The sequence below is a fragment of the uncultured Roseobacter sp. genome (assembly GCF_947499265.1).
GTDB lineage: Bacteria > Pseudomonadota > Alphaproteobacteria > Rhodobacterales > Rhodobacteraceae > Roseobacter.
In genome coordinates this window covers 311,399-338,136 of sequence record NZ_CANMNK010000006.1, presented here as the reverse complement: position 1 = coordinate 338,136, position 26,738 = coordinate 311,399, and the positions used below count along the sequence as shown (strand labels likewise).

Sequence of the window (26,738 nt, the reverse complement as noted above, 5' to 3'; positions counted from 1 at the left end):
CCGGGCTGGCCGGGTCCGGGCGCATCTAGAGGGGGAAACGCATCGGGTTGATGACAATCTCACAAAGATTTTGTGACAGCCGTCGCGCCGATCCGGTGGTCGTTCAGAAAACCACGTTCATCATGAACAGGGACACGATCAGGAAGAGGATCGTCATCACCCCACCGCTCTTCATGAAATCGGTCACCTTGTAGCCAGCGGGTCCCATGATCAGCGCATTCACCTGATGGGTTGGGATCAGGAACGAGTTGGAGGTCGATATGGCAACGGTCAGGGCAAAGATCGCCGGGTCACCGCCCGCTGCAATTGCAATGGAAACCGCCAGCGGGACAAGCAGCACCGTGGCCCCGACATTCGACATGATCAGGGTGAAGGCGGTTGCCAGAACCGCAACCCCGGCCTGCAGCGACCATAGCGGCCAGCCGTTCAGCAAGGACAGGATCTGCTGTGCTATCCACTCCGCCGTGCCCGTGGTCTGCACCGCCTGCCCCAGCGGGATCAGACTGGCCAGCAAAAACACCGTGCTCCAGCTCACCGCGCCATAGGCATCGTCGATATCCAGCACACCGGTCAGGATCATGCCGACCGCGCCGGTTAGCAGACACAGGGAAAGGCGCAGGTCGGTGAAAAGAATGAGCGAGATGGAGATGATAAAAAACACCAGCGCCCAGCCGACCTTGGTCGGGCGCAGTTCTTCTTGCGGGAAATCCGTGGTCACCACAACGAAATCGCGATCACGGGTCAGCCGCGTGAGCGATTCCCAGGTGCTGTGAATGACCAGCGTATCACCCGCGTGGAAGGGTACTTCGCCCACCGCCGTCGGCGCATGTTCGTCGGTTTCCACGTAGCTCATGGTCTCTTCGTCGCGGTGAATGGCGAGCAGGCTGGCGCCATAGGTCTTGCGAAACACCAGATCATGGGCGCATTTACCGATCACTGAAGAGCCCGGCGGGACCACCATTTCAGCAACGCCAGATTTGGTGGGGGCATAATCCTCCGCAAAGACATCCAGATCGTCATGCAGAATGTATCCGCCCTCTTCCACCATCTGCTGGATGACCTTTTCACGGCCCAGAATAGCGAGACGGCAGGGCGCTGTGATCTCCGTCTGGATCACCGGCGCGAACCAGCGCTTTCCCTGATAGGCGCTGCCAATGATATAGACGTGATAGCGCTGCATGATGTCGTCGAACGTCTCACCGACACAAGGATGCCCTTCGGGAACGGTGATCTCGAAGATATCCGTTTTCAGCCCGTAGATGTTTTTCAGGTAGTCTTTCAGCGATTTGGCGCTTGCGCCATCGCCGGCCTTTGTCCCCTTGGGCAACACCCAGCGACCGAACAGCATGAAGTACAAAATGCCCGTCATCACCAGACAAATCCCCACGGGCGTTACCGAAAACAACCCGAAAGGCGCCATTTGCTGATCTACGGGCAGCGTCTGATTGGCACTCAGCAGCAGATCATTGAGCAGGATCAGCGGCGATGACCCCACCATCGTCATGGTCCCGCCCAGAATGGCGCAGAACCCCATCGGCATCAGCAAGCGGCTCAGCGGCAGTTCCGTGCGCACCGAAATCCGACTGACCACGGGCAGGAACAGCGCCGCGGCACCGACGTTCTGCATGAAGGACGAAATGACACCAACGGTGCCGGAGATGATCGGAATGATGCGGGTTTCGGTTTTACCGCCGTGTTTGAGGATCAGGGAGGCCACCTTGCTCATCAGACCGGTTTTGTCCAAACCCGCACCGATGATCATCACCGCGATGATGGAGACAACGGCATTCGAGGCCAAACCGTCAAAGAGGCGACTGACATCGGCCAGTGAGTTTAGGCCCGGTATCTGGCTCAACAGCCCAAGCAGCACCATCACCATGATGGCCGCGAGGTCTATTCGGACGATCTCTGAGATGAACAGGAAAACCGTGAATGCCAGCAAGCCAAGGACCACCGACATTTCCAACGTAAGACTAATCGTTTCCAACCCACGCATCCTTTTTACATTTTGTTACCATTCACCGGGCGCTTCACGCAACAAAATGTCTGAAATGCTTGATTTTTGGAATGAAAGAGGGGGCGCGATGCAGGTCTTGAGCAGCGGCCAAGTCGGGTTTGGGCCATCGCTGGATGACAAAACAGCGGCCAAATTCATGACCGCTGTGCTTTGTGTTGAAGATGAGAAGAGTTGCTTTGCAGATCCTCAGGCCGCTTGGCGACGGCGGCGACGTGCAAAGGCGGCCCCGCCGAACAATGCCGAGCCCAACAGCAAGGCGCTGGCCGGCACGGGCACCGCCGCGACCGTCGGTTCACCAAAAATGAAATCATCCATGGCCACGACACCGGCGCCACTTTTCGCTGTATCGAAGGGGATATACCCGGCCTGAACCGTGGCACCAACAATTGTCGGCTCATCAAAGAGAACGCCGATGAAGGACAACCCGCCCGGTCCACTTGCCTCCGCGTTCACGGAAAACGCGGGATGGTCGGTGCCGATATCCTGCCCCTTCAGGAAGAAGTTCACCATCGCATCGGTCGTCTTTTCCTTGGTTTTTTCGTCCTCAACCTCACTCACATTGGTGAAGACAATGCCAAGGCCACGTGTCGCCGCCGGGGTTTTCTGATCGGCGGGATCAAAAAACACCACGTCGAAAATTGTGCCGCCCGTGGGTGCAAAAAGCCGTTCAGGGCTGAAGACATCAAGCTCCTTTTCAAACCCAAAACGGACCGGCTCACCAGAGGCTTCCGTACTGCTGAGCTGGAAGCCCTTGGCAATCTGTTCGGGCGCGCCTGCCTTGGGGTTTTCGCTGGGCCGGAACTCGATACCACGGGCAAGAGGTGCGAAATTGCGATTGAAGAAATCCCCGGGAAACGGGTTTGGATCGGAAACGACATCCGGTGCCCCGTCCCAGTCGATCTGGCGACGCCCGCCCTTGAAATTCTCCGGCTCATTTGGATTGAGCGCGCCGAGCGCATCGCGAAAGGCGTCAACCTCGGCCTGAATGCTGGCAGCGTCTGAACCGGCGGCTGAGAAAATCATCGGGGCTGCGGTCGCAACGCAGGGCGCTAATATGAGCGCGCCGACAAAAGCTGAAAATCGGGTCGAAAACATGGGAACTCCTATACATAAACCATTGCGTGAAAAGGGGGGCACGAAGGCCCCCCACGAACGTTATGACGATCAAAACTGATAGAAGTGCGGTCCAGAACACCCGTCTAGAACCAAAACAAACGCTGGGGCTACTGCCCTGCTGCGCCCTCCGAAAAATACCCTGGAGGATATAGAGACGGTCCGTTTCATGGCCTTGCTCCTACCTGCTATGCTGAGCGGTTGTTCAGGTCGCTCACATCAGGGTTACGCATGGCCCTTGGAGATTATTCTCGGCATCCGAGAAAATTTTAAACTTTTTTTCCCAACGCGTTTTATGTCGCGAAAATGCCGGTCAGATCCAAGCGCATATGGTCCGTGGCGACCGCCACCCAGCCCGTCAGACCTGCGTCGCTGCTGCCTGTGCAATCTCTGCAAGATCACTTCTGCCTTCGTCCCCGACAACGACGAAGTTCGAATTCTCTCCGCCCCATGACACCATGCCGAAGTTTTGGATCGACTGTTCCGCAAACCCATCACGCGGCGTTTCCGTCTGGATCTGGCACAGCGCCACAACGCGTTCATTCGCATCCAGATACATCAGTTGGGCCACCGGTTTGCCCGCAGCCACCAAAAGCCGCGCGCCCTGGAATTCAAGCCCTTGAGCCGTCAGATCAGGAACCCGCACGTCAGCGCCGACCGTATTGGTCAACCATGTCTGGATGTGGTCCCGTTCGCTCGCCGGAACTTCGACAAGATGGCGTTTTTGCGCGGCGTAAACGGTGTGATAGTCGGCAATATCCTGCAGCCATCCCGGCGCGGCAACGACCTCGTTGCCTTGCGTCAAACCGGCCCAATATCCGCCGCTGCCACCGATTGCCAAGGCGATGACTGCCGCAACAGCCGTCAGCCACCCCGTCCCCTTGCGCGGCGCGCCGGGATCATTCGCAACTATGTCTTCCGGTGCATCCTGTATGGCTTTTGCAAGCTCAAAGGGAACCGGCTCACCCAGGATCGCGGCGAATTCGTCTTTGGCAACGCGGTCCGCCGCCATCAGCGTCTCAAGCTCTGCCTGCAGTTCCGCATCGCTTTCCAATGCCTTCTCTATCGCGCGGGTTTCGGTCTCCGAAAGCTCACCGTCCAGAAAGGCGCTCAGTTTTTCCTGATACTGGTTCATTGGACGCCTCCCACAGGGTCTGCGATTTTCTGTGCGAGGGTCTTTCGGGCACGGTGGATGCGGCTCATCACCGTGCCAATCGGAATGTCCAGCAGTTCAGCAGCCTCGGCGTAACTATACCCTTCCACCGAAACGACCAGCAGAACGCTTGCAAGGTCGCTGGGCAAAGCCGCGATCTTGCCCTGCAGCTGAGAGAAGGCAACGCGGCTCTCGCCCGTTTCCGTCGTGATCAATTCAGCGCTTTCCTCCGCCGGGATGTGACCTTCACCCAGCCGAACCTTGCGTTTGCGGATCTCGCTGATCCAAAGGTTGCGGGTGATGCGAAAGAGCCAGCGGTCCAGTGGCTGCGCAGGGTCCCATTGATGCGATTTGCTGAGCGCCCGCAAACAGGCCTCCTGCACAAGATCATCCGCTTCCGGAACTGACCGTGTCAGGCTCCGGGCGAAACGTCTGAGACGCGGCAAAACGGCAATCATATCGCGCTTGAAGTCAGTCAACATGCAGTCCTCGCATGTAACATCCCCGATGATCAGAACACCCAGGGAAAGTAATGGAATGAATGGCGCCAAAGCGCAACTCGGTTCCGGATATGCCGGACTGGCTCTTCCCACAGCCATGGCGCTCTCCTTTTGTCGTCCACTAGGAACTACGGATAGCGAGGGTAAAAAATTCTCCGGATTGCCAACGGGATGCATTTATCTGGTGCCAAAGAGCGTTAATAACGTGCTGCTGGTCAGATACCCTCCCGCTGCAACGGATCTAAACCGCGGAAACCGCCACCCAACCCGCCCATAAATTAGGCACAAACAGACAAAACACCCTGATACGCCCTATTTTTAAGCAGTCCCCGGGTTTCCAAAGCCATGATGTCGAACCTCTGTTGAATTCCCGCGCCGCGCATTCTGACATGGGGGCGCAGGATATCTAGGGTTCCGCTTCCGCGTGAGGGTCTGGTCCGAGAGATATCGCTACCCGGCAACAGACCGGGCGGTACACGGCGGGGCAAAATCCCGGGAGGCTACTGCGCAGGTTTGACCCGCGCTCCGATATAGCACTTCACGCGGTCATTCCATTTATGAAAACCGATGGGGACCAAAGATGAAAAAACTATTTTTCTCGACAGTAGCTGCACTATGCCTTGCGTCCGGCGCCAGCGCTCAGGACCGCACCGACTTCCGGGTCGCGTGGTCAATCTACGTGGGCTGGATGCCGTGGGGCTATCTCGAAGACAGCGGCATCATGGATAAATGGGCGGACAAATACGGCATTGATGTCGAGATCGTGCAGATCAACGACTATATTGAATCGATCAACCAATATACCGCCGGGCAATTCGATGGCGTCTCCGCCACGAACATGGATACGCTCTCCATCCCTGCGGGCGGCGGCGTGGACACCACGGCGTTGATTGTCGGGGACTATTCCAACGGCAACGATGCGGTCATCCTGAAAGGCGACGGCGATCTGAAGAGCCTCTCGGGCATGCCGGTCAATCTGGTGGAGCTTTCCGTGTCGCATTACCTGCTGGCACGCGGACTGGACAGCGTCGGCCTGTCGGAGGTGGATCTGGACAGCGTCATCAACACCTCTGATGCGGATATGATTGCGGCCTTCGCCACCGACGATGTGCAAGCTGTGGTCACCTGGAACCCACTTGTCTCCTCGATCCTCGAAGACCCGAAAGCCACGAAGCTTTTCGACAGCTCCGACATCCCGGGCGAGATCATCGACCTGATGGTGGTGAACACCGAAACGCTGGCGGCCAACCCGGATTTCGGCAAGGCCCTGGTCGGTGCGTGGTACGAGGTGATGGGGCTGATGGCGGCGGGTGATGAAGAGGTTTTGTCCGCCATGGCAGAAGCCTCGGGAACCGATCTCGCAGGCTATCAGGCACAGCTTGCCTCGACCGAGATGTTCTATGATCCGGCGGCGGCCGTCAGTTTCACCTCTGATGCAGCGCTGCCCGACACGATGGTCAGCGTCGCGGAATTCCTCTTTGACAAGGGGATCCTTGGCGAGGGCGCACCATCTGCCGATTTTGTGGGTGTCGCCTATCCGGATGGCACGGTCACCGGGGATGAGAACAATGTGATGTTCCGCTTCGACACGACCTACATGCAAATGGCCGCCGACGGCGCGCTCTGATCCTTCGGGCACAGCCCTGCTTCGCCGGTGATTGGCGGTGCAGGGCACCCTGACATGCGTATCATAAACATCCTCCCTGGCCGTCCCCTGGCCCTGTTCCTGGCGCTTTTGCCATTTGCCGCCGTGTTCATCGCCTATGCGATCGGCTCAGAGCTGCGGCTGGCGGAAAACCCGGCAGACAAATTGCTGCCCGCGCCTTCAACCGTTTGGGATACGGCCGTCCGGCTGGTCACCCAACCGGACCGACGCAGCGGCGATATCCTGTTCTGGCAAGATACCTGGGCCAGCCTGAAACGTCTGGGCCTGGGCGTCGGAATATCCGCCCTTGTGGGGATGATCTTTGGGTTGGCCATTGGCTTGTTGCCTCTGGTGCGTAGTTGCCTGGCGCAGTTTGTCGCCGTGTTGTCGATGATCCCGCCCCTGGCGCTCTTGCCGATCCTTTTCATCGTCTTTGGTCTGGGCGAGCTCTCCAAGGTCGTGCTGATTGTCGTGGGCACCCTGCCCTTTCTGATCCGCGATCTCAGCCAGCGGGTGCTCGAAATCCCGCAGGAATTGATCGTCAAGGCACAGACCCTCGGCGCCTCCAGTTGGGTGATCGCGATGCGCGTGGCCCTGCCACAGCTGATGCCGCGCCTGATCCTTGCCGTGCGCCTGTCGCTGGGGCCCGCGTGGTTGTTTCTGATCGCCGCCGAAGCCATCGCCTCAGACGCAGGGCTGGGATATCGCATCTTCCTTGTGCGCCGGTATCTCGCGATGGATGTGATCCTGACCTACGTGATCTGGATCACGCTGCTCGCCTTTGCCATCGACTGGGTGCTGCGGTGGGCATCGCGGCGCTTTTTCCCCTGGGCGGAGCAGGGCCTATGAGTTTTGTCGTCGTACAGGATGTCTTCCAAAACTACGGCCGCCGCCCGATCCTCGAGCGCGTGAATGTCGCCGTGGACGAAGGCGAATTCATCTCGATTGTCGGTGCGTCGGGTTGCGGCAAATCCACCTTTCTACGGTTGTTGCTGGCACAGGAACGGCCCACGCGCGGCGAGATCCGCATCGCTGGAGCGGCACCTGCGCGCGAGCCCGGTCTGGACCGCGGCATCGTCTTTCAGCGCTATTCGGTCTTTCCGCACCTCACCGTCCGGGAGAACATCGTGACGGGTGAAAGCTTCCGCCGTGGATGTGGGCGCTTTTTTGGCGCAGAGCGCAAGGCCACCCTGGCGCGCGCCGATGACGTGTTGGGTCGGATCGGGCTGGATCACGTGGCCGACCAATATCCGGCCACCCTATCGGGTGGCATGCAACAGCGGCTTGCCATCGGTCAGGCGCTGAGCGCCAAGCCCCGGGTGCTCCTGCTCGATGAACCCTTTGGCGCGCTTGATCCGGGCACGCGCCTGTCGATGCACGACTTTCTGCAGGATCTGCGCGCCGAAACCGGCATGACCGTTTTCATGGTGACCCATGATCTCGAAGAAGCGTTCAAACTCGGCGACCGCGTGCTTGTTTTCGACAAGCCGCGCTGGGACCCGCAGGACCCGAACCTTTATGGCGCAACCATCACCTACGATTTTGATGCCCGCGACGGCGGCATCCCATTTCAGACCTTGAAGGAGGATACCCATGTTTTTCAGCCCGCTTGAGCGCTCACGCTCGCACCATCCACGCGACAATCGAGCCTCGGCCCGGCGCAACCACCATCCGGACCTGACCAAACTACGGGGTTGGAAGGCCATGCAGGCCGAAGGCGACCTGCCCGAAACCGGGTGGGAGCAGGAAAAGAAATGGGCGCTGCGCATGGGGCTGACCGGTGCCGACAGCATCGAGGACAAGTCCATCCCCACCTTCGCACGCGGCGAGCTGCCGCATTACGCCGGCATCAACACCTTCCTCAAGGCGCCCTATGCCGAGGATGTGACGGAAGTGAAGGACTACGACGCCACCGTTCTGGGCATCCCCTTTGACGGGGGGACCACCTACCGCGCGGGCACCCGGTTTGGCCCGCAGGGGGTACGCAAGATCTCGGCGCTCTATACGCCTTACAACTATGAGATGGGCGTGGACCTGCGCGAACAGATGACGCTCTGCGATGCGGGTGACGTCTTCACGATCCCCGCCAATATCGAAAAGACCTTTGACCAGATCAGCCGCGCGGTGAGCCATGTGGCCTCCTCCGGCTCACTGCCGATCATGATTGGCGGAGACCATTCCATCGGCTTTCCCTGCGTGCGGGGGATTGCGGAGTGCACATCGAAGAAAATCGGCATCGTGCACTTTGACCGCCATGCGGACATTCAGGAAAAGGATCTGGACGAGCGGATGCACACCACGCCGTGGTTCCATTCGACACTGCTGCCCAATGTGCCCGCCAAGAACCTCGTGCAGGTGGGCATTGGCGGCTGGCAGGTGCCGCGCGAAGCGGTGAAGGTCGCGCGCGAACGCGAGACCAACATCATCACCATGGGCGACATGGAGAAGATGGGTGTCGACAAGACCGCCGAGATGGCGCTGGAGATGGCCTGGGACGGGGTCGATATGGTCTATATGTCCTTCGACATCGACAGCATCGACTGTGGGTTTGTGCCGGGCACGGGCTGGCCGGAACCGGGGGGGTTCCTGCCGCGCGAGGCCCTCGCACTGGCCTCGAAGGTGGCCGCCGAAGGTATCTGTGGCATGGAGCTTGTTGAGGTCGCCCCCCCCTATGACCAGTCGGAAATCACGGCGCTCATGGGCACCCGCGTGATCGTGGATGTGCTGGGTTCTCTGGTCGCGGCGGGCAAGATGGGCGCGCACAAGCGGCACATCGACAAACCCGTCGAGATCCCCCATGGCGAGTTCACAGGAAAGCGGTGGTCCAATGCCACATGATATCGTGAACGGCCACATCGGCCACAACCATGACCACCCCGACCACCTGCACAGCCACATGCATGAGGCGGATGAAGCCGACGAGCTGCAGGTCCTGACAGAGCAATTTATCGATGGTTTCGTCGCCGCCAAGGACAAGATGTCATACCTGCGCATCGCCGGGGTGCCGCTTGAAATCGATGCGCCCGGCGGTGGCCCGTCGATGAAACTGGTGGATGTCAAACTGACGACCGAATGGCAGGTCGGCACGGCCTCGCCCTCCTTCGGCTCGCGCGAACTGAGCTACCTGCCCTACCCCGGCGAGATGGTGACGGAACGCACCAATATGGGCCTGATCTATGTCTCGCTCGACGCCAAAGAGGTCACAGACCTGCGCACATTCTTGCAAAAACACCCCGCCTCGGAAAGGATCTTAAAATGAAATACGCAACACTTCTCACCGCTCTCGTCGTCAGCACACCCGCGCTGGCCCACCACGAAGCCGACATCGGCAGCGCATCGCCCCTGGGTCTTGTGACCAGCCTCTGCATCATCGCCGCCGCCGCTCTCCTGGCGTGGCGCCTGCGCGGTGCCAGACCCGCTTCATGACCGCCGATCTACCGGTCGATGCCGCGTGGTATCGCGCGCAACAGATAGATCCCCGCCTGTGGCTCATCACCGAGCCACGGGTGCACCCGATTTTTTCGGCCAATATGCATTTGGTGCTGGGGCGCGACGCTGATCTGCTGATCGACAGCGGTATGGGTATCGCGCCCCTCCGCCCTTTCGTGGACCCGCTCCGCCCAGACCCGGCGCGCCCCTTGATCTGCCTTTCAACCCACACCCATGTGGATCACATCGGGGCAGTGCATGAATTCGACACAAGGCTGGTGCACCCGATCGAGGCGGATGAACTGGCCGCCCCTGCGCCCTATTCACTGCGCACCGATGGCATTTCCGATGCCTTCCGAAACCTGTTTCTGGAGGCCGGGTATGAACCGCTCTGGCCGCTCCTGATCAATGCCGTACCTGCGCCTGACTATGACGTCGACAGCTATGTTTTACGCGGTGCCCCGCCGACGGGCATGGTCACCGAAGGGGATATGATCGACCTTGGCGATTGGCAGGCCGAAGTGCTGCATTTACCCGGTCACTCACCCGGTCAGGTCGGCCTGTTCCACCACGACAGCGGGGCACTTTTTGGCGCGGACGCCATCTATGACGGACCGCTGATTTATGACGGCCCGGGGATGAGCCTTCCCGATTATGCCAGGACCCTGCGACGGCTCCGCGACTTGCCGGTCACGGTTGTGCATGGCGGGCATGACCCGTGTTTTGGCAAGCAGAGACTTGACGAGATTGTGGAACGCTATCTGGCCCGCTGGCAAGCCTGAGATTTGACCCGCATTGGCGTGGAAAGCACGTTGATCAGTGGCCTAATCCGACCTCTCAGGCACCTGCTGAATGAACCCGGTACTGACAGCGTTTCGATGCAGCACGAACACCTGCGGCACCGTGTTTCCCGGTTTGCGCCCGCAGGTGGTGCGACCCGCATCCTGTGGGCTGATAAGACCTGTAATCCAATGACCAAGACGCAGCAAAACAAGCCCCGCGCGGTTGGTGGGTTTTGAGATGTGGCATCTGTCCTCGCCGTGTGATGTGGCTGCGGTGTGGATCGGCATGTGTTTCTCCGTCGTCTAGGCTGCTCTGAGAACTTGCGCGTAGGTCTCGCCATCAAAAGTGGGGCCCGACCAATGGAACGCTGAGCCGCGTTGTAAAACCTCGCGACCTTCGCAGAAGGGATTGGTTGCCAGCTCAGCGATACCGCTTTCGCCGTCCCAATGCCCCATGCAGTAGGTGCTTTCGAAATGCTGCCGGAGCGCTTCAGGAGAGGCATCGCCGGTCTTCAGATGTGCGGTCAATGCGGTGGTGTTTCCTTGCGGCACCGGACCGACCGCAACCAGAAAAACGCTGTGGTTTTCGATCAACACGGCTCGCTGATCCCCAAATGTCAGGCGGTGGCCGCGCAGCTTTTCATTCGGCCTGCGTCGCCATAGCTCGCGGTATTCAGCCAGAACCCCATCCTCGATCAACGCGCCATCCTCAAACGACATGAGCCCGATATCGTTGATATCCGGCTCCTCGTGCCAATTGATTTCGCGATGCCATGTGCAGCGATTTTCCGCGACCGTAATGGTGCCGGCGAACCCTTCGGCGGCCAGCAATTGCGCCAGTTCAGGCTGCGTCAGGTCGGCGAGACAATCGCGCCGGGTGAGATCAGGCCGGTCCAAGGGAACGCGGATGTCGGCGAAAAGCGCCCCTGCCTGCATCCAATGCACGCGGGTCGTATGATCTTCAAATCCCGGCGCTTTTATCCAGTCGCGCTGCCAGTGGCCCTGAAGATCAGCGACACCAATCATGCAGCCGCCTGGTTCTTTCCGCGCAGGGCGGCAACGATATCTTCGGTGCTGATGACGGCCCCGGCCTGCAGATATTCCATCGCATTCAGGGAAGCCTGATGCGCCTCAAGCGACGTACCGCCCACACTGTCAGCCACGACGCGGCAGTAGTAATCATGCTGATGCCCATCGACGAAAGAGTAATGCACGCAAACGTCGGTCATGCCGCCAATCAGGATCAGCGTTTCGGCCTTGAGACCCTTGAGCAGGATCTCTGTCTCGGTCCCGAAAAACACCGAATAGCGGCGCTTGTGCACGAAGTAATCCGTCTCGCGCATGTCCATTTCCACGGCGGCGACAGGGGTGCCAGGATCCCCCTCCATGCAATGGATGCCTTCTGACCCATCCAGCTCGCGGCCATAATCGATCCGGTCCCGGCGGTGGATTTCCTGAAAGAAGATAACGGGGACGTCCATGTCATGAGCAGCATCGATCACCTGCCGCGCCCGCGTCATGTTTTCGGTGTAGCCGGGCATATGCGGGATACCGCCATCGCCCTCGAGGAAGGCGCCTTTTTGAATGTCGATGACCATCAGAACAACATTTCCGACAAGCGTGGGTTGGCGTGGCATATCAAGTCTCCTTCAGGATTTGGATTGATCCGCCCCCATCAGGCGCGGCAGGTCGCCAAAGCGGGCGACAAGGGAAAAGACGGCAACGGACACGAGGATAAAGGTGATTGCGGCCACCGCCATGGTTGGTGTGAAACCATTGCGCAGCGAGTTGAAGATTTGCAGCGTCACGGTGGAATAGGCCGAGCTCGACACGAAGAACATGACGATGAATTCGTTGAAGCTGAGCACCAGCGCGAAGAAAAAACCGGATGCGGTGTAAGGCACCATCTGGGGCAGGATGATGGTGCGGAAGATCACCTTTTCGGTCGCGCCCATGGTCGCCGCCGCATCCAGATGGGCCCGGTCGATGGACTGCAGGCCGATGGAAATGGTGACCAGCGGCAAGGCCAGAAACAGCACCGCATGGCTGATGATGCCCGACCAGATCGCGCCCAGACCACCGGAAAATCCCCAGAAAAACCCCAAGCCAACACCAAAGACAATCGGTGGCAGGGCAAAAGGCATCGCGCCGAGGCCAGCAAGAACCTTCGAAGCCTTGCCCCTATTTTTCCAAAGCCCATAGGCCAGTGGCCAGGCAATCAACACTGCAAGGGCGGCGCTGCCAATGGCGATGATGGCCGAGTGAAACATCGCCGTGCGCCAGACCGGCTCTGTCAGAAAGAACTCGGCGAACCGGCTGAGGGTCGGATCCTGCGGCGGGAACAGCATTGACCGCCCGCCGTTCAGTGCCGCGGCACTGACCACCACGATGGGTAACAGGACGACAATCGAAGCAAGACCCATGAAGAGGGTGCTGAGCGTTTTCATGCGCGCGCTCCCGTCCGGTTGACCAACTGTTGCCCCAAGAGCAGGCAAACGGCCCCCGTCACCAAGAGGATCATCGCCTGAGCCGCGCCAAAGGGCGCGTTCAGCGTCGAGCCGCGCACCGCTTCATAGACCGAGATCGCCAGTGTCTGTTTCGACGGATCGGCAAAGACGGTGACCGAAACATAGGTGCCCAGCAGGAAAACAAAGAGCAAAAACAGCGTCCCGATCAGGGGCATCCGCACGGTGGGCAGGACAACGGTGCGCACCACCGTCCAGGGACCCGCCCCCATGGTCCGCGCGGCCTCAACCATGGACTGATCCAATCGGGACAGTGCGGGGTAGAGCAGGATCACCGCATAGGGCCAAACCAGATAGGACATCGTCAGGATGGTGGCGAATTCGGAGGTTTTGAATTTGACGTCACGCGGGTTAGCCAGCCCCCATTCGCGCAGCTGGTTGAACCAGCCCACGTCCTTCAGCCAGGCCGTCACGCCAGTCTCCCGCAGGAGCATCGGCAGACCGGAGCGGTTGGACAGCAGGATATCCCACCCCATCACGATGAAGACCTCGGAGAGCGACATGGTGGCCAGCAGAAACACCAGCCAACGGCTTTGCGCGGCCCGCGACATCCGGGTCATGAAATACGTGAAGGGAAAGGCCGTGATCACCGCGATGCAGGAGGCGATGACCGCGTAGTAGAGCGAGTACCAGAGCCGATTGAGATAGAGAAAGGTGGTGCTTTGCGGCCAATCGGCACCGACAAAGAAACGTATGTAATTGTCCCCAGTGAAGGCCCATTCCCACGCCGCCCCTTCGATCTTTTGTCCAAAGGAGATCGCGAGAACCAGCAAGAAGGGTACAACGCAAAAAATGCAGATCAGCGCACACAGCAAAAGCGTGTTGAAGGAGGGGGTTATTCTGGGCGGCTTCAGGGCCACCACCTCTGGCTCAAGCGCAGATGGCGTTTCGATACTGGTCACGCCGCACTCGGAATGGGGTCAGCGGCCGGATAGACGTACAAGGCCTTTGGCGGCAAGTGTACTTCGACCTCTTCGCCAAGTGCATAGGCGCGGGCTTTTTCACCAAGCGCATATTCGACGATCAACCTGCCAAGTGGTGTTTCGAGGTGAATGTCGCGCGTGGCCCCCACATCCCGCACAAATGTCACCTGCGCGGGCACCCTGTTGCCTTGCGGCAAGGTGCCATCCAGATGCACCTGTTCGGGTCGCACGGCGACGCGCACCGGCGCCCCTTCGGTGAAATTCAACGTCGCCGCCTCTAAATTGAACGCCGCCGCCTCGATGGTGTTGTTCCGGACGACGCCATCGAAAAAATTCGCGCGACCGATAAAATCGGCGACAAATGCGTTTTGCGGTTTGTGATAGATGTCCTGCGGCGGGCCGAATTGCTCGACACGCCCGCTCGACATGACGACGATCTTGTCGGCCATGGTCATGGCCTCGCGCTGATCATGGGTCACGACAATCGTGGTGATGCCAAGGCGCTGTTGCAGCATGCGCAATTCCACCTGCATCGCTTCGCGCAGATTGGCATCAAGCGCCGACATCGGCTCGTCCAGCAAGAAGATCTCCGGCTCCTGGGCGAGCGCGCGTGCGATGGCCACCCGCTGGCGTTGACCGCCAGATAATGCGCCGATCCGGCGGTCCGCAAACGCGCTTAGCTGCACAAGGTCAAGCAGTTCATGCGCTTTTTCATGCGCCCTGGCTTTCGCCACGCCGTCGATGATCAGCGCGTAACACACGTTTTCGCGCACATTGAGATGCGGAAAGAGGGCAAAGTTCTGAAACACCATTCCGAATTTGCGCTTATGCGCCGGGACATCTGTCAGATCGGCACCGCCCAGACGTAGGCTCCCGGCCGTTGGGTCCTCGAGCCCGGCAATCATCCGCAGCAGGGTGGTTTTGCCGCAACCGGACGGCCCAAGCAGTGCTGTCAACTCGCCATGTGTAAAGGTAAGGTCAACGCCTTCCACCGCGCGCACCTTACCGTAGTCCTTGCGGATGCCCCTCAGAATGAGATCGCTCATCGGGATCAGCTGGTGCCCAGCATCGTATCCCAGGTTTCCTTGATGAAGGTCTCATTGTCCAAATAGGCTTCATAGGCCGGTTGGATGGCCGGGGTGCCTGAGACGGCGGCAAATTCCTCATCCGTCAGGTCGGTCTTCGATTTATCGACCAAAGGTGCGGTGCCGATCATCCGCGACATCAGCGCCTGCGTGGCAGGATCAGAGGAGAAGTTGATGAATTCCTCGGCCTCGGCCTTTTTCTCCGAGAGGGTGGACAGACACCATGAGCCGTAGCCTTGCGGATTACCCTCTTTTGGGAAGTGGGATAAGATCGAGAACCCATCTGCCGCCATCAGCTGGGCGACGTCATGGTAATACATGCCGCCGATCACATCGCCGTTCTTCATCGCCTGCTCCATCTGGCTTTCGGCGGACCACCAGAGCGCCGTATTGGCTTTCAGCTCGCGCGCCTTTTCGACCAGTGCCACGATCCCATCGTTGCTGGCGAATGTGGCCTCGCCCTCAAAGAACGTGGCCGCGACGATATCGAGGAAGTTGGAGTTGTGCAGTTTGGAGATGCCGAGGCTCGATTCATACTGACCGGTGTCCCAGAACTCCGCCCAGCTGGCGGGCGGGGTCTCCACATATTCCGGATTTACGACCATCGAGGTGAACCACGACATCGCCCCCACACCGATCACGCCGGTGGTGTCCTCGAACACGAAATACCCATCAAGATTTTCAGACGCCTTCATGTTCTTGGTTTCCAGCGGCGCCAACAGCCCGCCGATGCGGGAGGCCTTGATCAAGGCATCACGTGCATAAAGCGACACATCCGCCGGAACGGTGCCCGCGGCTGTGGCCTGCTGCATGGTGACCAGCCAATCGGAGGAATTGGGCTGGGTCACGCTTTCGATCTCGATGCCGGTGGCTTCGGTGAAGGCGGGGTAGACGAAGGATTTGAAGCTGTCCTCGAAATACCCGCCGTAAGAACCCACCTTAAGGCTGCGCGTCTGCGCGATCAATGGAGTGCCCAGCATGCTGCCAGCCAGTGCCAATCCGCCTGCACCGGCGGTGGATTTCAATAGCGCGCGGCGATTGATTTTTGTCATGTTAACTCCCCTGTTTTAATTATCTGCGTCGCTCAATTGGCCAGCATGTCGGCATTTGAACGCTCTTGCATCGATTGGACAAAGGACCCGTTCTGCGAGTCAAACAATCTGACAGAACGCGCGGGGCCTTTCAGCAAATGGTTAATTTTTCAGCGCCGAATTGTTTGTGCCGGGCAGTTTTTAGGCAGTGGCATCAGGTGCGCATATATTCGAATACGGCGCTTGCGTGGCCCGCTCGATGTCGTTGACGCTCAAGCGACGCACAGCAGGAGCCCAGCTATGAGTGATGTAATGGATGCCGAACTGAAGGCCGTGAAAATAGAAGAAGCGAACCTGCCGGTCATTGATTTGTCCGGGCTGCGGACCGGTGATCCGAACGACCGGGTCAAGGTTGCAAACGCCCTGGGGGAGGCTGCCCGCACCTCCGGCTTTTTCTACATCACCCAGCATGGCGTGCCGCAAACCCTGATTGACGACGTCTTTGCGGCCTCCAAGGCATTTCACGAAATGCCGCGCAGTTATAAGATGAAATACTGGTCCGGTTTCACCACCCATCATCGCGGGTATGTGCCGCTGGAAGAAAACGGCGCGTCCTTTCCCAAACAGATCAACTTCAACGAAGCCTGGGACATGTCGTTCGAGGCGCCCGCCGATCATCCCGACTATCTGGCAAACTGGCGCATGACGGGCCCGAACATCTGGCCGGATATCCCCGGCTGGAAGGAGACGGTGTCCTCCTACTACGATGAAATCTTCTCTCTCGGCCTGACGCTGCTAGACGGGCTGGCGCTTGAACTGGGTGTCGATCCGGCGGAGCTGACCCAACACATCACCAACCCGACCTCGCAGCTGCGCCTGCTGCGCTACGTGGAAAACGACATGGATGCGACCAAGGATCTGGTGGGCATCGCGGCGCATTCGGACTTCGAATGTTTCACCATTCTGCTGCAGGGCGGTCCGGGATTGCAGGTGATGAACGCCGATGACGTCTGGATCGAGGCGCCGCCCATCCCGGGCTGTTTCATCGTCAACATCGGCGACATTTTCGAGACCTGGTCCGGCGGGCAATTCAAATCGACCCAGCACCGGGTGAACAACATCGGGCGCGAGCGCTATTCTCTGCCGCTGTTCTTCGGCCTCGACTACCACGCCATCGTTGAGCCCCTGGAAAAGTTCCGCACTGCGGAGACCATCGCAAAATACCCGCCCCTGAAAGCGGGCGAGCATTTGATGCGCATGTCCGTCAACGCCTTTCGCTACATGGCCGACGCGCGCGCCAAGGGGGTGTTGAAACTGGACTATGATGTCCCCGAGGAAAATCCGTTCAAACGGGTCGCCAAGACCGCCGCGGAATGACACCGCATCCGGATTTTGAAACCCTGGAATTTCCGACGTCTTTTCCCTTGGGCGCTTTCCAGTTGGACATCCTGACGGTCGATGATCTTGACGAAGACTTTCGCGAAGTCACCCGATCTGCCGATGTTCTACGTGGCCTCTTTGGCCCGACATGGCCGGATGGGTTGACCAGATCCTATGACGCGACCGACCTGCACTGGCACCATCGAGAGTTCACCGCCAAAAGGTCCTTTGCCTGGGTCATCCGAGACGCGGAGGCAACCTATCTTGGGTGTGCTTACCTCAGTCCGGACATGGGCAGGCATGGATCGGGGCTGGCGACATACTGGATCGTTGACCGACCTGATCGGATCGCGCTGCTTGCCGAATTTGGGCCGCTCTACACCGGCTGGTTGACGCGGAAACTGCCGTCCGACTACCAATTGCGGGTCCAAAGCAACGCAAGCCTTTAGTCGACTAGAACGGCGACGACACAACCGTGTGCACCTTCAAAACCAATCATATTTGGTAAAACATTGGGAAAAATAACCCCAATTGTCGATCATCGGAGGCTGACCTGCAGATTTTTTCTAAGGTAGGTAAGTGCCAAAGAATTATGCAGCACTGAGCCGTCATCTGGGGAGTTTTCCCAAGGGTTACCCGGTCCGGTGGAGTGATGCTCGCTATCCGGGTGCTTCATTGGGCAAGGAATAGCTCTCAACATGCGGGGATTACACAGATTTCAGCCCGCTTTGGTGATCTGCATTCAGGTTTGACGCGGTTTCGTAGCCCATGCCGATAAATTAGGCGATCTCATCGAGGCCCGCACGCTAGGCTCCGGATGCGCCGCCATCGCACCGACCAAGAGCCTTGATAGATCAATGGGTTGTTTGGATATCGCGGCATTGGTGGTACCCTTGTTCCACATTTTAGCACGAAGACATTTTTATTGGAGATTTAACGATGACTGTTCAACAGCAATCTATTGTCGCGCAATGGAACGAAGTCACCCTCGAAGCGATCCGCGAAGGCAGCGCCAAGCCCACCGCCACCACCTACCAACTGCATATCGCCAGCGCCGCGATATACGATGCCTGGGCGGCTTTCGATACTGAGGCCTATGGTCATTATTCGGAAATCGAAACGGGCCTCGCCAATACGGATGCCAATAAATCCGCCGCTGTCAGCTTTGCCGCCTACGCCGCCCTGATCGAACTCTTTCCCGGACAGATTGCCCTGTTCGATGGGTTCATGTCGCAGTTGGGCTACGATCCGGCGGATGCCTCCCTCACCACCAACACCGCTGCGGGTGTGGGCACCGTGGCCGCGCAGAATGTCTTTGACGCAAGCGCCGACGATGGATCAAACGCGCAGAACGATTTTGCCGACAGCAGCGGTTACGCCCCGGTGAACTCCGCCGATCCGAACACGGGCCGGGTGCCTGGTGGCGCGAATTTCGACCCCAACCATTGGCAGCCGCTGCGCGTCCCGACGGGCACCGTCACGGACGCAAACGGGGTTCCGATCATCGATGACAATGATCCAGGCAGCTATGTGGATCAAGTCGCGCTCACCCCGCATTGGGGATCTGTCGACAGCTTTGCACTCGCCGCAAACGATCAATTCCGCCCCGACGCGCCACCGCAACTGGGAGATTTCTCGCGCTACGTCGATGGTACCGGGAAGGTGACGACCAATGACCAGGCATATCGCGATCAGATCAACGAAGTGATCGCAACCTCGGCCAACCTGACCGATGAGCAGAAGGTGATTGCAGAGCTTTGGGCAGATGGTCCACGCACCGAATCCCCTCCCGGCCACTGGAACCAGATCGCCCAGGACATCGCCCTGCGCGAGGGGCACGGCATCGACGAAGACGCCAAGATGTTTTTCGCGCTGAATGCAGCAGTCTTTGACGCCGGAATTGCCACGTGGGAAGCAAAATATGTCCACGATTATGTGCGCCCACAATCCGCCATCCGCGACCTCTATTACGACCAGACCATAGAGGCATGGGGCGGCGTCAACCAGGGCACACAACAGATCCTTGGTCAGGAATGGCAGCCCTATCAGAACGTAACCTTTGTGACCCCGCCCTTCCCTGAATATGTCTCGGGCCACTCGACCTTTTCGATGGCCGCGGCAAAGACCATCGCCAGCTTTGTCGGATCGGACAACTATTACGACGGCACGTCGCTTAGCAATTACGATCTCGACGGGGTCGCAGGCCTCGACTTGCTGGGTCGCTATGAAACCAGTGAGCTGGCTTTTGAGGATTTCGGCAACGGCCCCCCGGTGGTCTTGCAATGGGCAACGCTCACCGAGGCGGCGGAAGAGGCCGGCATCTCGCGCATCTATGGCGGCATCCACATCCAGGATGGAAACCTCAACGGTCTGGAGGTCGGTAAAAAGGTGGCTGCAAATGCCGAAATCCGCTGGGAGGCGCTCTTTACCCGCGGCGGGGACGATATGATTTCTACCGGCAATGGGGGCGGCCTGACCATCGCCGGTGCAGGCGATGACACCGTGAAGGGCGGGCGGGGCGACGACATCGTCGAGGGCGGATCTGGCGATGACATCCAGCGGGGACGCCAGGGCAATGATCTGCTGGACGGCGGATCAGATGAGGACGAACTGCGAGGCGACGGCGGCGCGGACACGTTGTTGGGCGGCGCAGATGACGACATGCTTCATGGCGGGCGGGGCGACGACCTGATGGAGGGCGGCACCGGAGACGATCATCTCTTTGGCGGTGGGGATGACGACACGATGCTTGGCGGCGAGGGTGATGATCATCTGAACGGTGGTCTGGGCGATGACCGCGCCGAGGGCGGCGCCGGAAATGATCATCTGCTCGGAAAGCGCGGGAATGATACGCTGCTTGGCGGGGATGACGATGATGAAATAGCCGGCGGTCGTGGGGATGACACGCTGCTTGGCGGATCGGGCGACGACGGGCTCAAAGGGGGAAGCGGACAGGATAACCTGTCAGGGGGTGATGGTTTCGACACACTGCAGGGCGGTGGCGATGCGGACAATTTCATCTTCAATTTCGGTGAAACCGGTTTCGACACGGTCACGGATTTCAATGCTACAGAAGATCAATTGCATCTGGTTGGCTTCTCGCCCGAAGCGCAGATTTCCTTTATCGGCGTGGGCCCCAATGTCATGGTTGAAGTCGATGGGGAGGAGATTGCCCTGCTCAACGGTGTGGCGACAGGTGCCTTGAACATTAATCAAAACGTGTTGTTGATCGATGAGCTCATTGTCTAGGCCGGAGGGCTCCGCCTTGATGTGCATATTTAGTGCGCATCGAGGCAACCGGGAAACAGCCTGTTGCGGCGCGCGCATGTGATCATTGGGCATAGTTGGAAACGGCGTCGCGCCCGCGTCACTTTCGGCGTGTTCGCACCAGAAATGCGAAAATGAGCGCCAGACCCTCCCGGCGTGTCTAAAACGGCGCCGCACAGGTAGACCGAAACCCTTTGCGCAAACCCTCCCCGACATCATGGATGCGTTTCAAGCCGTCGCGGGTCGCCATTCGTACCAGAAAAAATTCGCGCCTTCCGGTCCCTGCCATGCTTTTCCGGGTTGTGGCACGGCGATCGCATCAGGAGTGCCTGCCAGTTCCAAAGCTTCGCCCATGCTGCCCGCAAGCGCATAGCCCTGTTGTCTGTCGCCACTCTTCAATGCGCGGCGCAGCGTGATTTTCCATACATATTTCATAGAAATCATGTTGTTTCTGATTTGCGAACATATGGTTAACGCGGGCGCGGATCAGAGAAAACCTTGGCCTGCGGGCGTTGATTGTTGAAGAAATACCCATTGGCAAGGAGAATTTCGACGCCACGCACCAATTAAAACGCTGCCCGATTGCGCCGTATGTTGAAAGCGGAAGGTACGCTCACCTCAGCAAGTACATGCGCCGTTTAGTAAAAATGAAACGGGATTATCGTGCCTGATTTACCGGCTGTAGAGCCACGACCCAATAATCTGCCCAACAGTTTTTTGACTTGAGAGAGTTTACCATGGCGGTCGTTTCATCCTTTTCACTGCCCCGCTTCATGCGGGACCACGCAGTAACAGCACTCTTTTTCCTATCCGCTGTAATCTGTTGGCCAGCGATGGCGGAAATGGAGTTGTTCGAACGTTTTTATGACTACAGCCGTGCGCACGAAGACTGGGACCTTGATGAGTTTGCCCTGCTGATCGTCAACCTGACAATCGCCCTGATTTTCTCAATTTTCTTCCAGTGGAAAAAGCTGAAAAAACTCATGGGAGAACGTGATTTTCAACGCCAGCGGGCGGAGCAGAATGCACGGCACGACCCACTCACCGGATTGATGAACAGGCGCGCATTCTCTGCGGCGCTGGAAGAGATCAAAGCTGAAGTCTCCCCATTGACCAGTCGCATTATCGCAATCATTGACCTGGATCGGTTCAAGCCCGTGAACGATCTGCACGGCCACGCGGCAGGTGACGAAACGCTGCGCTGTGTCGCGCAACGGCTGAAAGCTGAAGCTGGCGCGGGCAGCATCGTTGCACGATTGGGGGGCGATGAGTTTGCCGTCATTTTTGACAAGACAACAGATTCCTTTCAGGCGGAGCGCGCGGCCCGGCGGCTTTTGCACGCCATGGAAACCGCTGTCAGCTTTGAACAAAATCAGATTTTCATCAGCTGCAGCATCGGTCTGGTGAATTGGGATTCAAAGGATTCGTGTTCGGAAGCCATCCGGCGGGCTGACAAAGCCCTCTACACCGCTAAAGATCACGGAAGAGGGCAATTTGCCTGGTATGATGCGGAATTGGATCATCAATCCCATGAACGGGCGGAAATCGAAGCGGACCTGCGAGAGGCCATCATCAAATCTGAAATTCAGCCCTGGTTTCAGCCCATCATCCAAATCGAGACAAAAACCCTGATCGGTTTCGAGGTTCTGGCCCGCTGGAACCACAAGACACGTGGCCAAATCCCGCCCAGCGTTTTTATCGAACTTGCCGAAGACAGCGGCCAGATTGGCGTACTTGGGCTGAGCATTTTGCGGCAAGCCTGCTTGGCCGCCGCGCAATGGGATCCACGGCTCTCCATTTCGTTCAATGTCTCGCCATTCCAATTTCATGACCCACGGCTGGTCGAACAAATCGAAGAGATTCTACTTGAGTGCAACTTTGACGCAAAGCGCCTGACCATCGAAGTAACGGAAAGCTCTGTCATTCATGACTTCGGGGTGGCGCGGACCAAGCTGGACGCCCTGAAAGAGCTCGGCGTTGCCGTCGCGCTGGACGATTTTGGCACGGGTTATTCGAGTCTCGCTAGTCTTCGGCAGCTGCCGTTTGACCGTATCAAGATTGATCGGAGCTTCGTGACCAATATCGCAGCGGAACCGCAAAATCAGAAAATCGTGTCCGGCATCATGGCGCTGGCAAACGGTCTTGAGCTGGATGTAACGGCGGAAGGGATCGAATCTGCCGATGACCTCGGGTATCTGCAATCGCTGGATTGCTCACTTGGACAAGGGTTCCTTTTTGAGCGGGCGGTACCAGCGGAACAGGTATCTTGGCTGCTGGAGTCAAAGTGGTCGGGCCGACAGATCGATCCAAGCGTTGAAGGTTTCGAAACACCAGATCACCTGGGGGATACGGGGTGACTGGCGCTGTCACTGGGGTGGCAGATTTCGTAAGACGCTGATGCTGGCCCTAATCTGGATCAGGCTTTGCGGCTTTTGCAGAGGGTGATGTCTGAATACGGAAAGCTCCGGGCATCAATACGACACTGAGCCCCGATGACGCTTTCACCCCCTTTCGTGATCTGCAGATATTGGGGGTACTTGGACACCTGACCGCGTCAGCAGTCCAATGCGTTATCCCTCTCCCAATCGGTCAGGTGGTGCGTGAACTGGTTCCATTCCCGCGTGCGCAGTGTCACATAGGCCTGCGAAAACGCCGCGCCCATGGCCTCTGTCAGTGCTTTGTTCTTTTGGAATTCGCGAAGGGCATCCAGCATGTTCAGCGGCAGCTTCTTCGCGCCGCGCACCTTGTGCCCTTCGGTGTACATATCGATATCCAACCGTTTCCCAGGGTCCAGTTTCCGGTCAATGCCATCCAGCCCCGCCGCCAGCAAAACCGCTTGCAGCAGATAGGGGTTGGCCGCGCCATCCGCGAGGCGGAATTCAAGACGACCCGCATCCGGGATGCGCACCATATGGGTGCGGTTATTGCCACCGTAAGTCACAGATGACGGGGACCATGTCGCGCCGGAAAGCGTAGCGGGCGCGTTGATCCGCTTGTAGCTATTGACCGTGGGGTTCGTGATCGCGCACATCGCCGCCCCGTGTGCCATCAGCCCGCCAAGGAAGTGATATGCTGTCTCAGACAGGCCCATCTCATCGGTGTCATCAGCAAACACACAGGACTTCGCGTCCGGTGTCCAAAGCGAGTGGTGCACGTGACATCCGTTGCCCGTCAGGGTGCTGAACGGCTTTGGCATGAACGTCGCGCGCAGCCCGTGTTTTTCAGCGATGGCCTTAACCATGAATTTGAAAAACGCGTGCTGATCTGCCGTTTGCAGGCAATCGCCGAAATCCCAATTGATTTCGAACTGACCGTTCGCGTCTTCATGGTCGTTCTGATAGGGCGCCCAGCCCAGCGTGATCATGGTAGCGCAAATCTCAGAAATCACATCATACCGGCGCATCAGCGCGCTTTGGTCATAGCAGGGTTTTTCCTGGGTATCCCGCGCGTCTGAAATCTCCGCCCCGTCTTCTGAAATCAGATGAAACTCCGGCTCCACCCCCGACATCATCTTCAACTCAAGCGCATCCGCTCGGGCAATCAGCGACTTCAGAACGTTGCGCGGGGCTTGTGCCACCGGTTCCCCGTCCATCCACGGATCGCCCGCAACCCAGGCCACTTCGGATTTCCAGGGCAATTGAATGACGGAAGCAGCATCCGGCATCACGAACATGTCCGGGTGTGCAGGTGTCATGTCCAGCCAGCTCGCAAACCCCGCGAAACCCGCGCCGGATTTCTGCATCTCCCCGACGGTCTCAGCGGGCACAAGCTTGGCACGCTGCACCCCGAAGAGATCGGTGAAATTGAACAGAAAGAAACGAACACCCTTGTCCGCCGCGAATTTTGCCAGATCACTTCCCATGCCAGTCTCCGTCTATCTAAGGGGCTTCGCCTGCGCCCGGTATCCAATTTGTCCCCGCGAGGGGCACGCCCGCCATGGCAGCCGCTTCGATCGTCAGAGCACACAGGTCTTCCGGTTCGAGGTTGAGAACATGGCTTTTGCCGCAGGCGCGCGCGATGGTCTGCGCCTCCAGCGTCATGACCTTGAGGTAGTTCGCGAGCCGACGCCCCGCGATCACCGGATCGAGACGCGCGGCCAACACCGGATCCTGCGTTGTGATGCCCGCAGGGTCCCGCCCCTCGTGCCAATCATCATAGGCGCCGGCGGTGGTGCCGAGCTTGCGGTACTCTTCTTCAAACGCGGGATCATTGTCTCCCATCGCGATCAGCGCCGCCGTCCCAATGGAAACGGCGTCTGCCCCCAACGCCAGCGCCTTCGCCACATCGGCGCCCGTTCTGATCCCGCCCGACAGCACAAGCTGTACCTTGCGGTGCATATCCATGTCCTGAAGGGCACGCACCGCAGGCCGGATGCAAGCCAGCGTCGGCTGCCCGACATGTTCGATAAAGACATCCTGCGTTGCCGCCGTTCCGCCCTGCATCCCATCCAGAACGACCACATCCGCACCCGCTTTGACCGCCAGAGTGGTGTCAAAATAAGGGCGCGCGCCGCCGATCTTCACGTAGATCGGCACCTGCCATCCGGTGATTTCGCGCAGCTCCAGTATCTTGATTTCAAGGTCATCCGGCCCCGTCCAATCCGGGTGCCGGCAGGCGGAGCGCTGGTCAATCCCCGCGGGCAATGTGCGCATCTGCGCAACCCGGTCCGAAATCTTTTGCCCCAGCAGCATGCCGCCGCCGCCCGGTTTCGCGCCCTGCCCGACCACGATCTCAATTGCATCCGCCTGACGCAGATCGTCGGGGTTCATCCCATAGCGCGATGGCAGATATTGATAGACCAGCGTCTTGGAATGGCCGCGCTCCTCCTTGGTCATACCGCCATCTCCGGTGGTCGTTGAGGTTCCAGCGGCATTGGCGCCACGCCCCAGCGCTTCCTTGGCCTGCCCGGACAGCGACCCGAAGCTCATCCCGGCAATCGTGATGGGAATGTCCAGCTGAATTGGGTTTTTGGCGTAGCGGTCGCCAAGCGTGACGCTGGTGTCGCAACGCTCGCGGTACCCTTCGAGCGGATAGCGCGACATCGACGCCCCCAGAAACAGCAGGTCATCAAAATGCGGCACCTTGCGTTTTGCCCCCCCGCCGCGAATGTCGTAGATACCCGTCGCTGCCGCCCGGCGAATGTAAGATGTGGTGTAGTCGTCAAAACTCGCGGATTTGACCGGATGCGTCTGCGGGGTCTTGTCCATCAATAGGCTCCTGCATTGTCGACATCGAAGTGATAGAGCTTGCGCGCGGAACCGTATCGGCGAAATTCGCCTGGGTCGGCATCCGCTTCGGCGTCGCGCAGCAGATGTTTGAGGAGCTCCAGATGCTCCGGCCGCATCTCCTTTTCGATGCAATCGGCCCCCAATGATTTCACCGCGCCGCGCACGAATATCCGGGCCTCATAAAGACTGTCCCCTAGCGCATCACCTGCATCGCCAAGCACGACCAGATTGCCCGCCTGCGCCATGAACGCGCTCATGTGGCCAATTTTACCATGCACGACAATATCCACCCCCTTCATCGAAATGCCGCAACGGCTGGACGCATCGCCCTTGATCACCAGCAGCCCCCCATGTGCCGTGGCCCCGGCGTATTGGCTGGCGTTGCCTTCCACCACGACCTTGCCCGACATCATGTTTTCCGCCACGCCCGGGCCGACAGAGCCGGTAACCCGCACGGTCGCCTGCTGGTTCATGCCTGCACAATAGTAACCGGTCGAGCCTTTCACAGTGACCTGGATGGGTGCATCGAGGCCAACGGCAATCGCGTGGCTGCCGCGCGGGTTGGTGATCTCAAACGCGGTGTTTGCGCCCTCACCCACGGCCTGAAGCGTCGCATTGACCGCGCGCAGATCGAGAGCAGACAGATCGAGTGTTTCCATG

General features: G+C 58.8%; 26 protein-coding genes and 1 riboswitch. Of the genes, 11 read left to right on the top strand and 15 right to left on the bottom strand.

What is annotated here, in order from left to right:
- Positions 1 to 103: 103 nt before the first annotated feature.
- From Q1A63_RS17890 to Q1A63_RS17875, 4 genes are all read right to left on the bottom strand, one after another.
- Positions 104 to 1,987: an SLC13 family permease gene (locus Q1A63_RS17890; protein WP_298973236.1), complete on the bottom strand. Its 1,884-nt coding sequence runs from the start codon at positions 1,985 to 1,987 to the stop codon at positions 104 to 106.
- A 216-nt stretch (positions 1,988 to 2,203) separates the two neighbouring features.
- Positions 2,204 to 3,112, bottom strand: coding sequence for a PEP-CTERM sorting domain-containing protein (locus Q1A63_RS17885; protein ID WP_298973234.1), 909 nt, complete (start codon positions 3,110 to 3,112; stop codon positions 2,204 to 2,206).
- 376 nt (positions 3,113 to 3,488) lie between these two features.
- Positions 3,489 to 4,265 carry an anti-sigma factor gene (locus Q1A63_RS17880; protein ID WP_298973231.1) on the bottom strand — a complete coding sequence of 259 codons (777 nt, stop codon included), beginning with the start codon at positions 4,263 to 4,265 and terminating at the stop codon, positions 3,489 to 3,491.
- Positions 4,262 to 4,765, bottom strand: coding sequence for an RNA polymerase sigma factor (locus Q1A63_RS17875; RefSeq protein WP_298973229.1), 504 nt, complete (start codon positions 4,763 to 4,765; stop codon positions 4,262 to 4,264). Before Q1A63_RS17875 ends, Q1A63_RS17880 begins: the two co-directional genes overlap by 4 nt.
- A 413-nt stretch (positions 4,766 to 5,178) precedes the next feature.
- A riboswitch (guanidine-I (ykkC/yxkD leader) is annotated at positions 5,179 to 5,284 on the top strand.
- Positions 5,285 to 5,363: 79 nt separating this feature from the next.
- Between Q1A63_RS17875 and Q1A63_RS17870 the strand changes: the two genes are divergently transcribed.
- Genes Q1A63_RS17870 through Q1A63_RS17840 form a run of 7 tightly spaced genes read left to right on the top strand, consistent with a single transcriptional unit; the run spans position 5,364 to position 10,639 of the window.
- Positions 5,364 to 6,410: a putative urea ABC transporter substrate-binding protein gene (locus Q1A63_RS17870; RefSeq protein WP_298973228.1), complete on the top strand. Its 1,047-nt coding sequence runs from the start codon at positions 5,364 to 5,366 to the stop codon at positions 6,408 to 6,410.
- 54 nt (positions 6,411 to 6,464) lie between these two features.
- Positions 6,465 to 7,277, top strand: coding sequence for an ABC transporter permease (locus Q1A63_RS17865; protein WP_298973225.1), 813 nt, complete (start codon positions 6,465 to 6,467; stop codon positions 7,275 to 7,277).
- Positions 7,274 to 8,041 (top strand): ATP-binding cassette domain-containing protein, encoded by a 768-nt coding sequence (locus tag Q1A63_RS17860; protein ID WP_298973223.1) that lies wholly within the window; start codon positions 7,274 to 7,276, stop codon positions 8,039 to 8,041. The genes Q1A63_RS17865 and Q1A63_RS17860 overlap by 4 nt, the downstream gene beginning before the upstream one ends.
- Positions 8,022 to 9,266, top strand: a complete 1,245-nt coding sequence (locus Q1A63_RS17855) for an agmatinase family protein (protein ID WP_298973221.1) — start codon at positions 8,022 to 8,024, stop codon at positions 9,264 to 9,266. Before Q1A63_RS17860 ends, Q1A63_RS17855 begins: the two co-directional genes overlap by 20 nt.
- Positions 9,256 to 9,687, top strand: coding sequence for a hypothetical protein (locus Q1A63_RS17850; protein WP_298973220.1), 432 nt, complete (start codon positions 9,256 to 9,258; stop codon positions 9,685 to 9,687). The genes Q1A63_RS17855 and Q1A63_RS17850 overlap by 11 nt, the downstream gene beginning before the upstream one ends.
- Entirely contained in the window at positions 9,684 to 9,854 is a 171-nt protein-coding gene (locus Q1A63_RS17845) for a hypothetical protein (protein ID WP_298973218.1), read from the top strand. The genes Q1A63_RS17850 and Q1A63_RS17845 overlap by 4 nt, the downstream gene beginning before the upstream one ends.
- A complete protein-coding gene (locus Q1A63_RS17840; protein ID WP_298973216.1) occupies positions 9,851 to 10,639 on the top strand; it encodes an MBL fold metallo-hydrolase in 789 nt (262 codons plus the stop codon). Before Q1A63_RS17845 ends, Q1A63_RS17840 begins: the two co-directional genes overlap by 4 nt.
- Positions 10,640 to 10,681: 42 nt before the next feature.
- On the opposite strand, the gene Q1A63_RS17835 is transcribed toward Q1A63_RS17840, so the two are convergent.
- The 7 genes from Q1A63_RS17835 to Q1A63_RS17805 are packed head-to-tail and all read right to left on the bottom strand — an operon-like array spanning position 10,682 to position 16,224.
- The gene (locus tag Q1A63_RS17835; protein WP_298973212.1) at positions 10,682 to 10,927 is read right to left on the bottom strand and encodes a hypothetical protein; all 246 of its coding nucleotides are present in this window, start codon (positions 10,925 to 10,927) and stop codon (positions 10,682 to 10,684) included.
- Between the two features lie 15 nt (positions 10,928 to 10,942).
- Entirely contained in the window at positions 10,943 to 11,665 is a 723-nt protein-coding gene (locus tag Q1A63_RS17830; RefSeq protein ID WP_298973210.1) for a hypothetical protein, read from the bottom strand.
- Positions 11,662 to 12,276, bottom strand: a complete 615-nt coding sequence (locus Q1A63_RS17825) for a cysteine hydrolase (RefSeq protein WP_298973208.1) — start codon at positions 12,274 to 12,276, stop codon at positions 11,662 to 11,664. Before Q1A63_RS17825 ends, Q1A63_RS17830 begins: the two co-directional genes overlap by 4 nt.
- Before the next feature lie 12 nt (positions 12,277 to 12,288).
- Positions 12,289 to 13,086, bottom strand: a complete 798-nt coding sequence (locus tag Q1A63_RS17820) for an ABC transporter permease subunit (protein WP_298973206.1) — start codon at positions 13,084 to 13,086, stop codon at positions 12,289 to 12,291.
- A complete protein-coding gene (locus Q1A63_RS17815) occupies positions 13,083 to 14,066 on the bottom strand; it encodes an ABC transporter permease subunit (RefSeq protein WP_298973204.1) in 984 nt (327 codons plus the stop codon). Before Q1A63_RS17815 ends, Q1A63_RS17820 begins: the two co-directional genes overlap by 4 nt.
- A complete protein-coding gene (locus Q1A63_RS17810) occupies positions 14,063 to 15,133 on the bottom strand; it encodes an ABC transporter ATP-binding protein (RefSeq protein WP_299632337.1) in 1,071 nt (356 codons plus the stop codon). Before Q1A63_RS17810 ends, Q1A63_RS17815 begins: the two co-directional genes overlap by 4 nt.
- Before the next feature lie 5 nt (positions 15,134 to 15,138).
- Positions 15,139 to 16,224 carry an extracellular solute-binding protein gene (locus Q1A63_RS17805; RefSeq protein ID WP_298973200.1) on the bottom strand — a complete coding sequence of 362 codons (1,086 nt, stop codon included), beginning with the start codon at positions 16,222 to 16,224 and terminating at the stop codon, positions 15,139 to 15,141.
- 279 nt (positions 16,225 to 16,503) lie between these two features.
- On the opposite strand from Q1A63_RS17805, the gene Q1A63_RS17800 reads away from it, so the two are divergent.
- From Q1A63_RS17800 to Q1A63_RS17790, 3 genes are all read left to right on the top strand, one after another.
- Positions 16,504 to 17,580, top strand: a complete 1,077-nt coding sequence (locus Q1A63_RS17800; RefSeq protein ID WP_298973197.1) for a 2-oxoglutarate and iron-dependent oxygenase domain-containing protein — start codon at positions 16,504 to 16,506, stop codon at positions 17,578 to 17,580.
- On the top strand, positions 17,577 to 18,032 hold the full coding sequence (locus tag Q1A63_RS17795; protein WP_299632336.1) for a hypothetical protein: 456 nt from the start codon (positions 17,577 to 17,579) through the stop codon (positions 18,030 to 18,032). The genes Q1A63_RS17800 and Q1A63_RS17795 overlap by 4 nt, the downstream gene beginning before the upstream one ends.
- A gap of 490 nt (positions 18,033 to 18,522) precedes the next feature.
- On the top strand, positions 18,523 to 20,832 hold the full coding sequence (locus Q1A63_RS17790) for a DUF6851 domain-containing protein (protein WP_299632335.1): 2,310 nt from the start codon (positions 18,523 to 18,525) through the stop codon (positions 20,830 to 20,832).
- A 246-nt stretch (positions 20,833 to 21,078) separates the two neighbouring features.
- Here the strand turns inward: Q1A63_RS17790 and Q1A63_RS17785 are convergent, their stop codons facing one another.
- Positions 21,079 to 21,285 carry a hypothetical protein gene (locus Q1A63_RS17785; RefSeq protein WP_298973191.1) on the bottom strand — a complete coding sequence of 69 codons (207 nt, stop codon included), beginning with the start codon at positions 21,283 to 21,285 and terminating at the stop codon, positions 21,079 to 21,081.
- Positions 21,286 to 21,587: 302 nt separating this feature from the next.
- Between Q1A63_RS17785 and Q1A63_RS17780 the strand changes: the two genes are divergently transcribed.
- Positions 21,588 to 23,207, top strand: coding sequence for an EAL domain-containing protein (locus tag Q1A63_RS17780; RefSeq protein WP_298973190.1), 1,620 nt, complete (start codon positions 21,588 to 21,590; stop codon positions 23,205 to 23,207).
- 197 nt (positions 23,208 to 23,404) lie between these two features.
- On the opposite strand, the gene glnT is transcribed toward Q1A63_RS17780, so the two are convergent.
- The 3 genes from glnT to Q1A63_RS17765 are packed head-to-tail and all read right to left on the bottom strand — an operon-like array spanning position 23,405 to position 26,737.
- A complete protein-coding gene (glnT, locus tag Q1A63_RS17775) occupies positions 23,405 to 24,712 on the bottom strand; it encodes a type III glutamate--ammonia ligase (protein WP_298973187.1) in 1,308 nt (435 codons plus the stop codon).
- Positions 24,713 to 24,728: 16 nt separating this feature from the next.
- Positions 24,729 to 26,057 carry an FMN-binding glutamate synthase family protein gene (locus Q1A63_RS17770; protein ID WP_298973184.1) on the bottom strand — a complete coding sequence of 443 codons (1,329 nt, stop codon included), beginning with the start codon at positions 26,055 to 26,057 and terminating at the stop codon, positions 24,729 to 24,731.
- Positions 26,057 to 26,737 carry a protein GlxC gene (locus tag Q1A63_RS17765; protein ID WP_298973182.1) on the bottom strand — a complete coding sequence of 227 codons (681 nt, stop codon included), beginning with the start codon at positions 26,735 to 26,737 and terminating at the stop codon, positions 26,057 to 26,059. Before Q1A63_RS17765 ends, Q1A63_RS17770 begins: the two co-directional genes overlap by 1 nt.
- Between the last annotated feature and the right edge of the window lies 1 nt (position 26,738).

Coding starts and splice junctions, on each gene's coding strand:
- Q1A63_RS17830 (WP_298973210.1), bottom strand. CDS start 11,665: ATGATTGGTGTCGCTGATCTTCAGGGCCACTGGCAGCGCGACTGGATA.
- Q1A63_RS17795 (WP_299632336.1), top strand. CDS start 17,577: ATGACACCGCATCCGGATTTTGAAACCCTGGAATTTCCGACGTCTTTT.
- Q1A63_RS17875 (WP_298973229.1), bottom strand. CDS start 4,765: ATGTTGACTGACTTCAAGCGCGATATGATTGCCGTTTTGCCGCGTCTC.
- Q1A63_RS17825 (WP_298973208.1), bottom strand. CDS start 12,276: ATGCCACGCCAACCCACGCTTGTCGGAAATGTTGTTCTGATGGTCATC.
- Q1A63_RS17860 (WP_298973223.1), top strand. CDS start 7,274: ATGAGTTTTGTCGTCGTACAGGATGTCTTCCAAAACTACGGCCGCCGC.
- Q1A63_RS17850 (WP_298973220.1), top strand. CDS start 9,256: ATGCCACATGATATCGTGAACGGCCACATCGGCCACAACCATGACCAC.
- glnT (WP_298973187.1), bottom strand. CDS start 24,712: ATGGGAAGTGATCTGGCAAAATTCGCGGCGGACAAGGGTGTTCGTTTC.
- Q1A63_RS17880 (WP_298973231.1), bottom strand. CDS start 4,265: ATGAACCAGTATCAGGAAAAACTGAGCGCCTTTCTGGACGGTGAGCTT.
- Q1A63_RS17855 (WP_298973221.1), top strand. CDS start 8,022: ATGTTTTTCAGCCCGCTTGAGCGCTCACGCTCGCACCATCCACGCGAC.
- Q1A63_RS17820 (WP_298973206.1), bottom strand. CDS start 13,086: ATGAAAACGCTCAGCACCCTCTTCATGGGTCTTGCTTCGATTGTCGTC.
- Q1A63_RS17870 (WP_298973228.1), top strand. CDS start 5,364: ATGAAAAAACTATTTTTCTCGACAGTAGCTGCACTATGCCTTGCGTCC.
- Q1A63_RS17770 (WP_298973184.1), bottom strand. CDS start 26,057: ATGGACAAGACCCCGCAGACGCATCCGGTCAAATCCGCGAGTTTTGAC.
- Q1A63_RS17805 (WP_298973200.1), bottom strand. CDS start 16,224: ATGACAAAAATCAATCGCCGCGCGCTATTGAAATCCACCGCCGGTGCA.
- Q1A63_RS17790 (WP_299632335.1), top strand. CDS start 18,523: ATGACTGTTCAACAGCAATCTATTGTCGCGCAATGGAACGAAGTCACC.
- Q1A63_RS17840 (WP_298973216.1), top strand. CDS start 9,851: ATGACCGCCGATCTACCGGTCGATGCCGCGTGGTATCGCGCGCAACAG.
- Q1A63_RS17835 (WP_298973212.1), bottom strand. CDS start 10,927: ATGCCGATCCACACCGCAGCCACATCACACGGCGAGGACAGATGCCAC.
- Q1A63_RS17780 (WP_298973190.1), top strand. CDS start 21,588: ATGGCGGTCGTTTCATCCTTTTCACTGCCCCGCTTCATGCGGGACCAC.
- Q1A63_RS17845 (WP_298973218.1), top strand. CDS start 9,684: ATGAAATACGCAACACTTCTCACCGCTCTCGTCGTCAGCACACCCGCG.
- Q1A63_RS17765 (WP_298973182.1), bottom strand. CDS start 26,737: ATGGAAACACTCGATCTGTCTGCTCTCGATCTGCGCGCGGTCAATGCG.
- Q1A63_RS17800 (WP_298973197.1), top strand. CDS start 16,504: ATGAGTGATGTAATGGATGCCGAACTGAAGGCCGTGAAAATAGAAGAA.
- Q1A63_RS17810 (WP_299632337.1), bottom strand. CDS start 15,133: ATGAGCGATCTCATTCTGAGGGGCATCCGCAAGGACTACGGTAAGGTG.
- Q1A63_RS17865 (WP_298973225.1), top strand. CDS start 6,465: ATGCGTATCATAAACATCCTCCCTGGCCGTCCCCTGGCCCTGTTCCTG.
- Q1A63_RS17885 (WP_298973234.1), bottom strand. CDS start 3,112: ATGTTTTCGACCCGATTTTCAGCTTTTGTCGGCGCGCTCATATTAGCG.
- Q1A63_RS17785 (WP_298973191.1), bottom strand. CDS start 21,285: ATGAAATATGTATGGAAAATCACGCTGCGCCGCGCATTGAAGAGTGGC.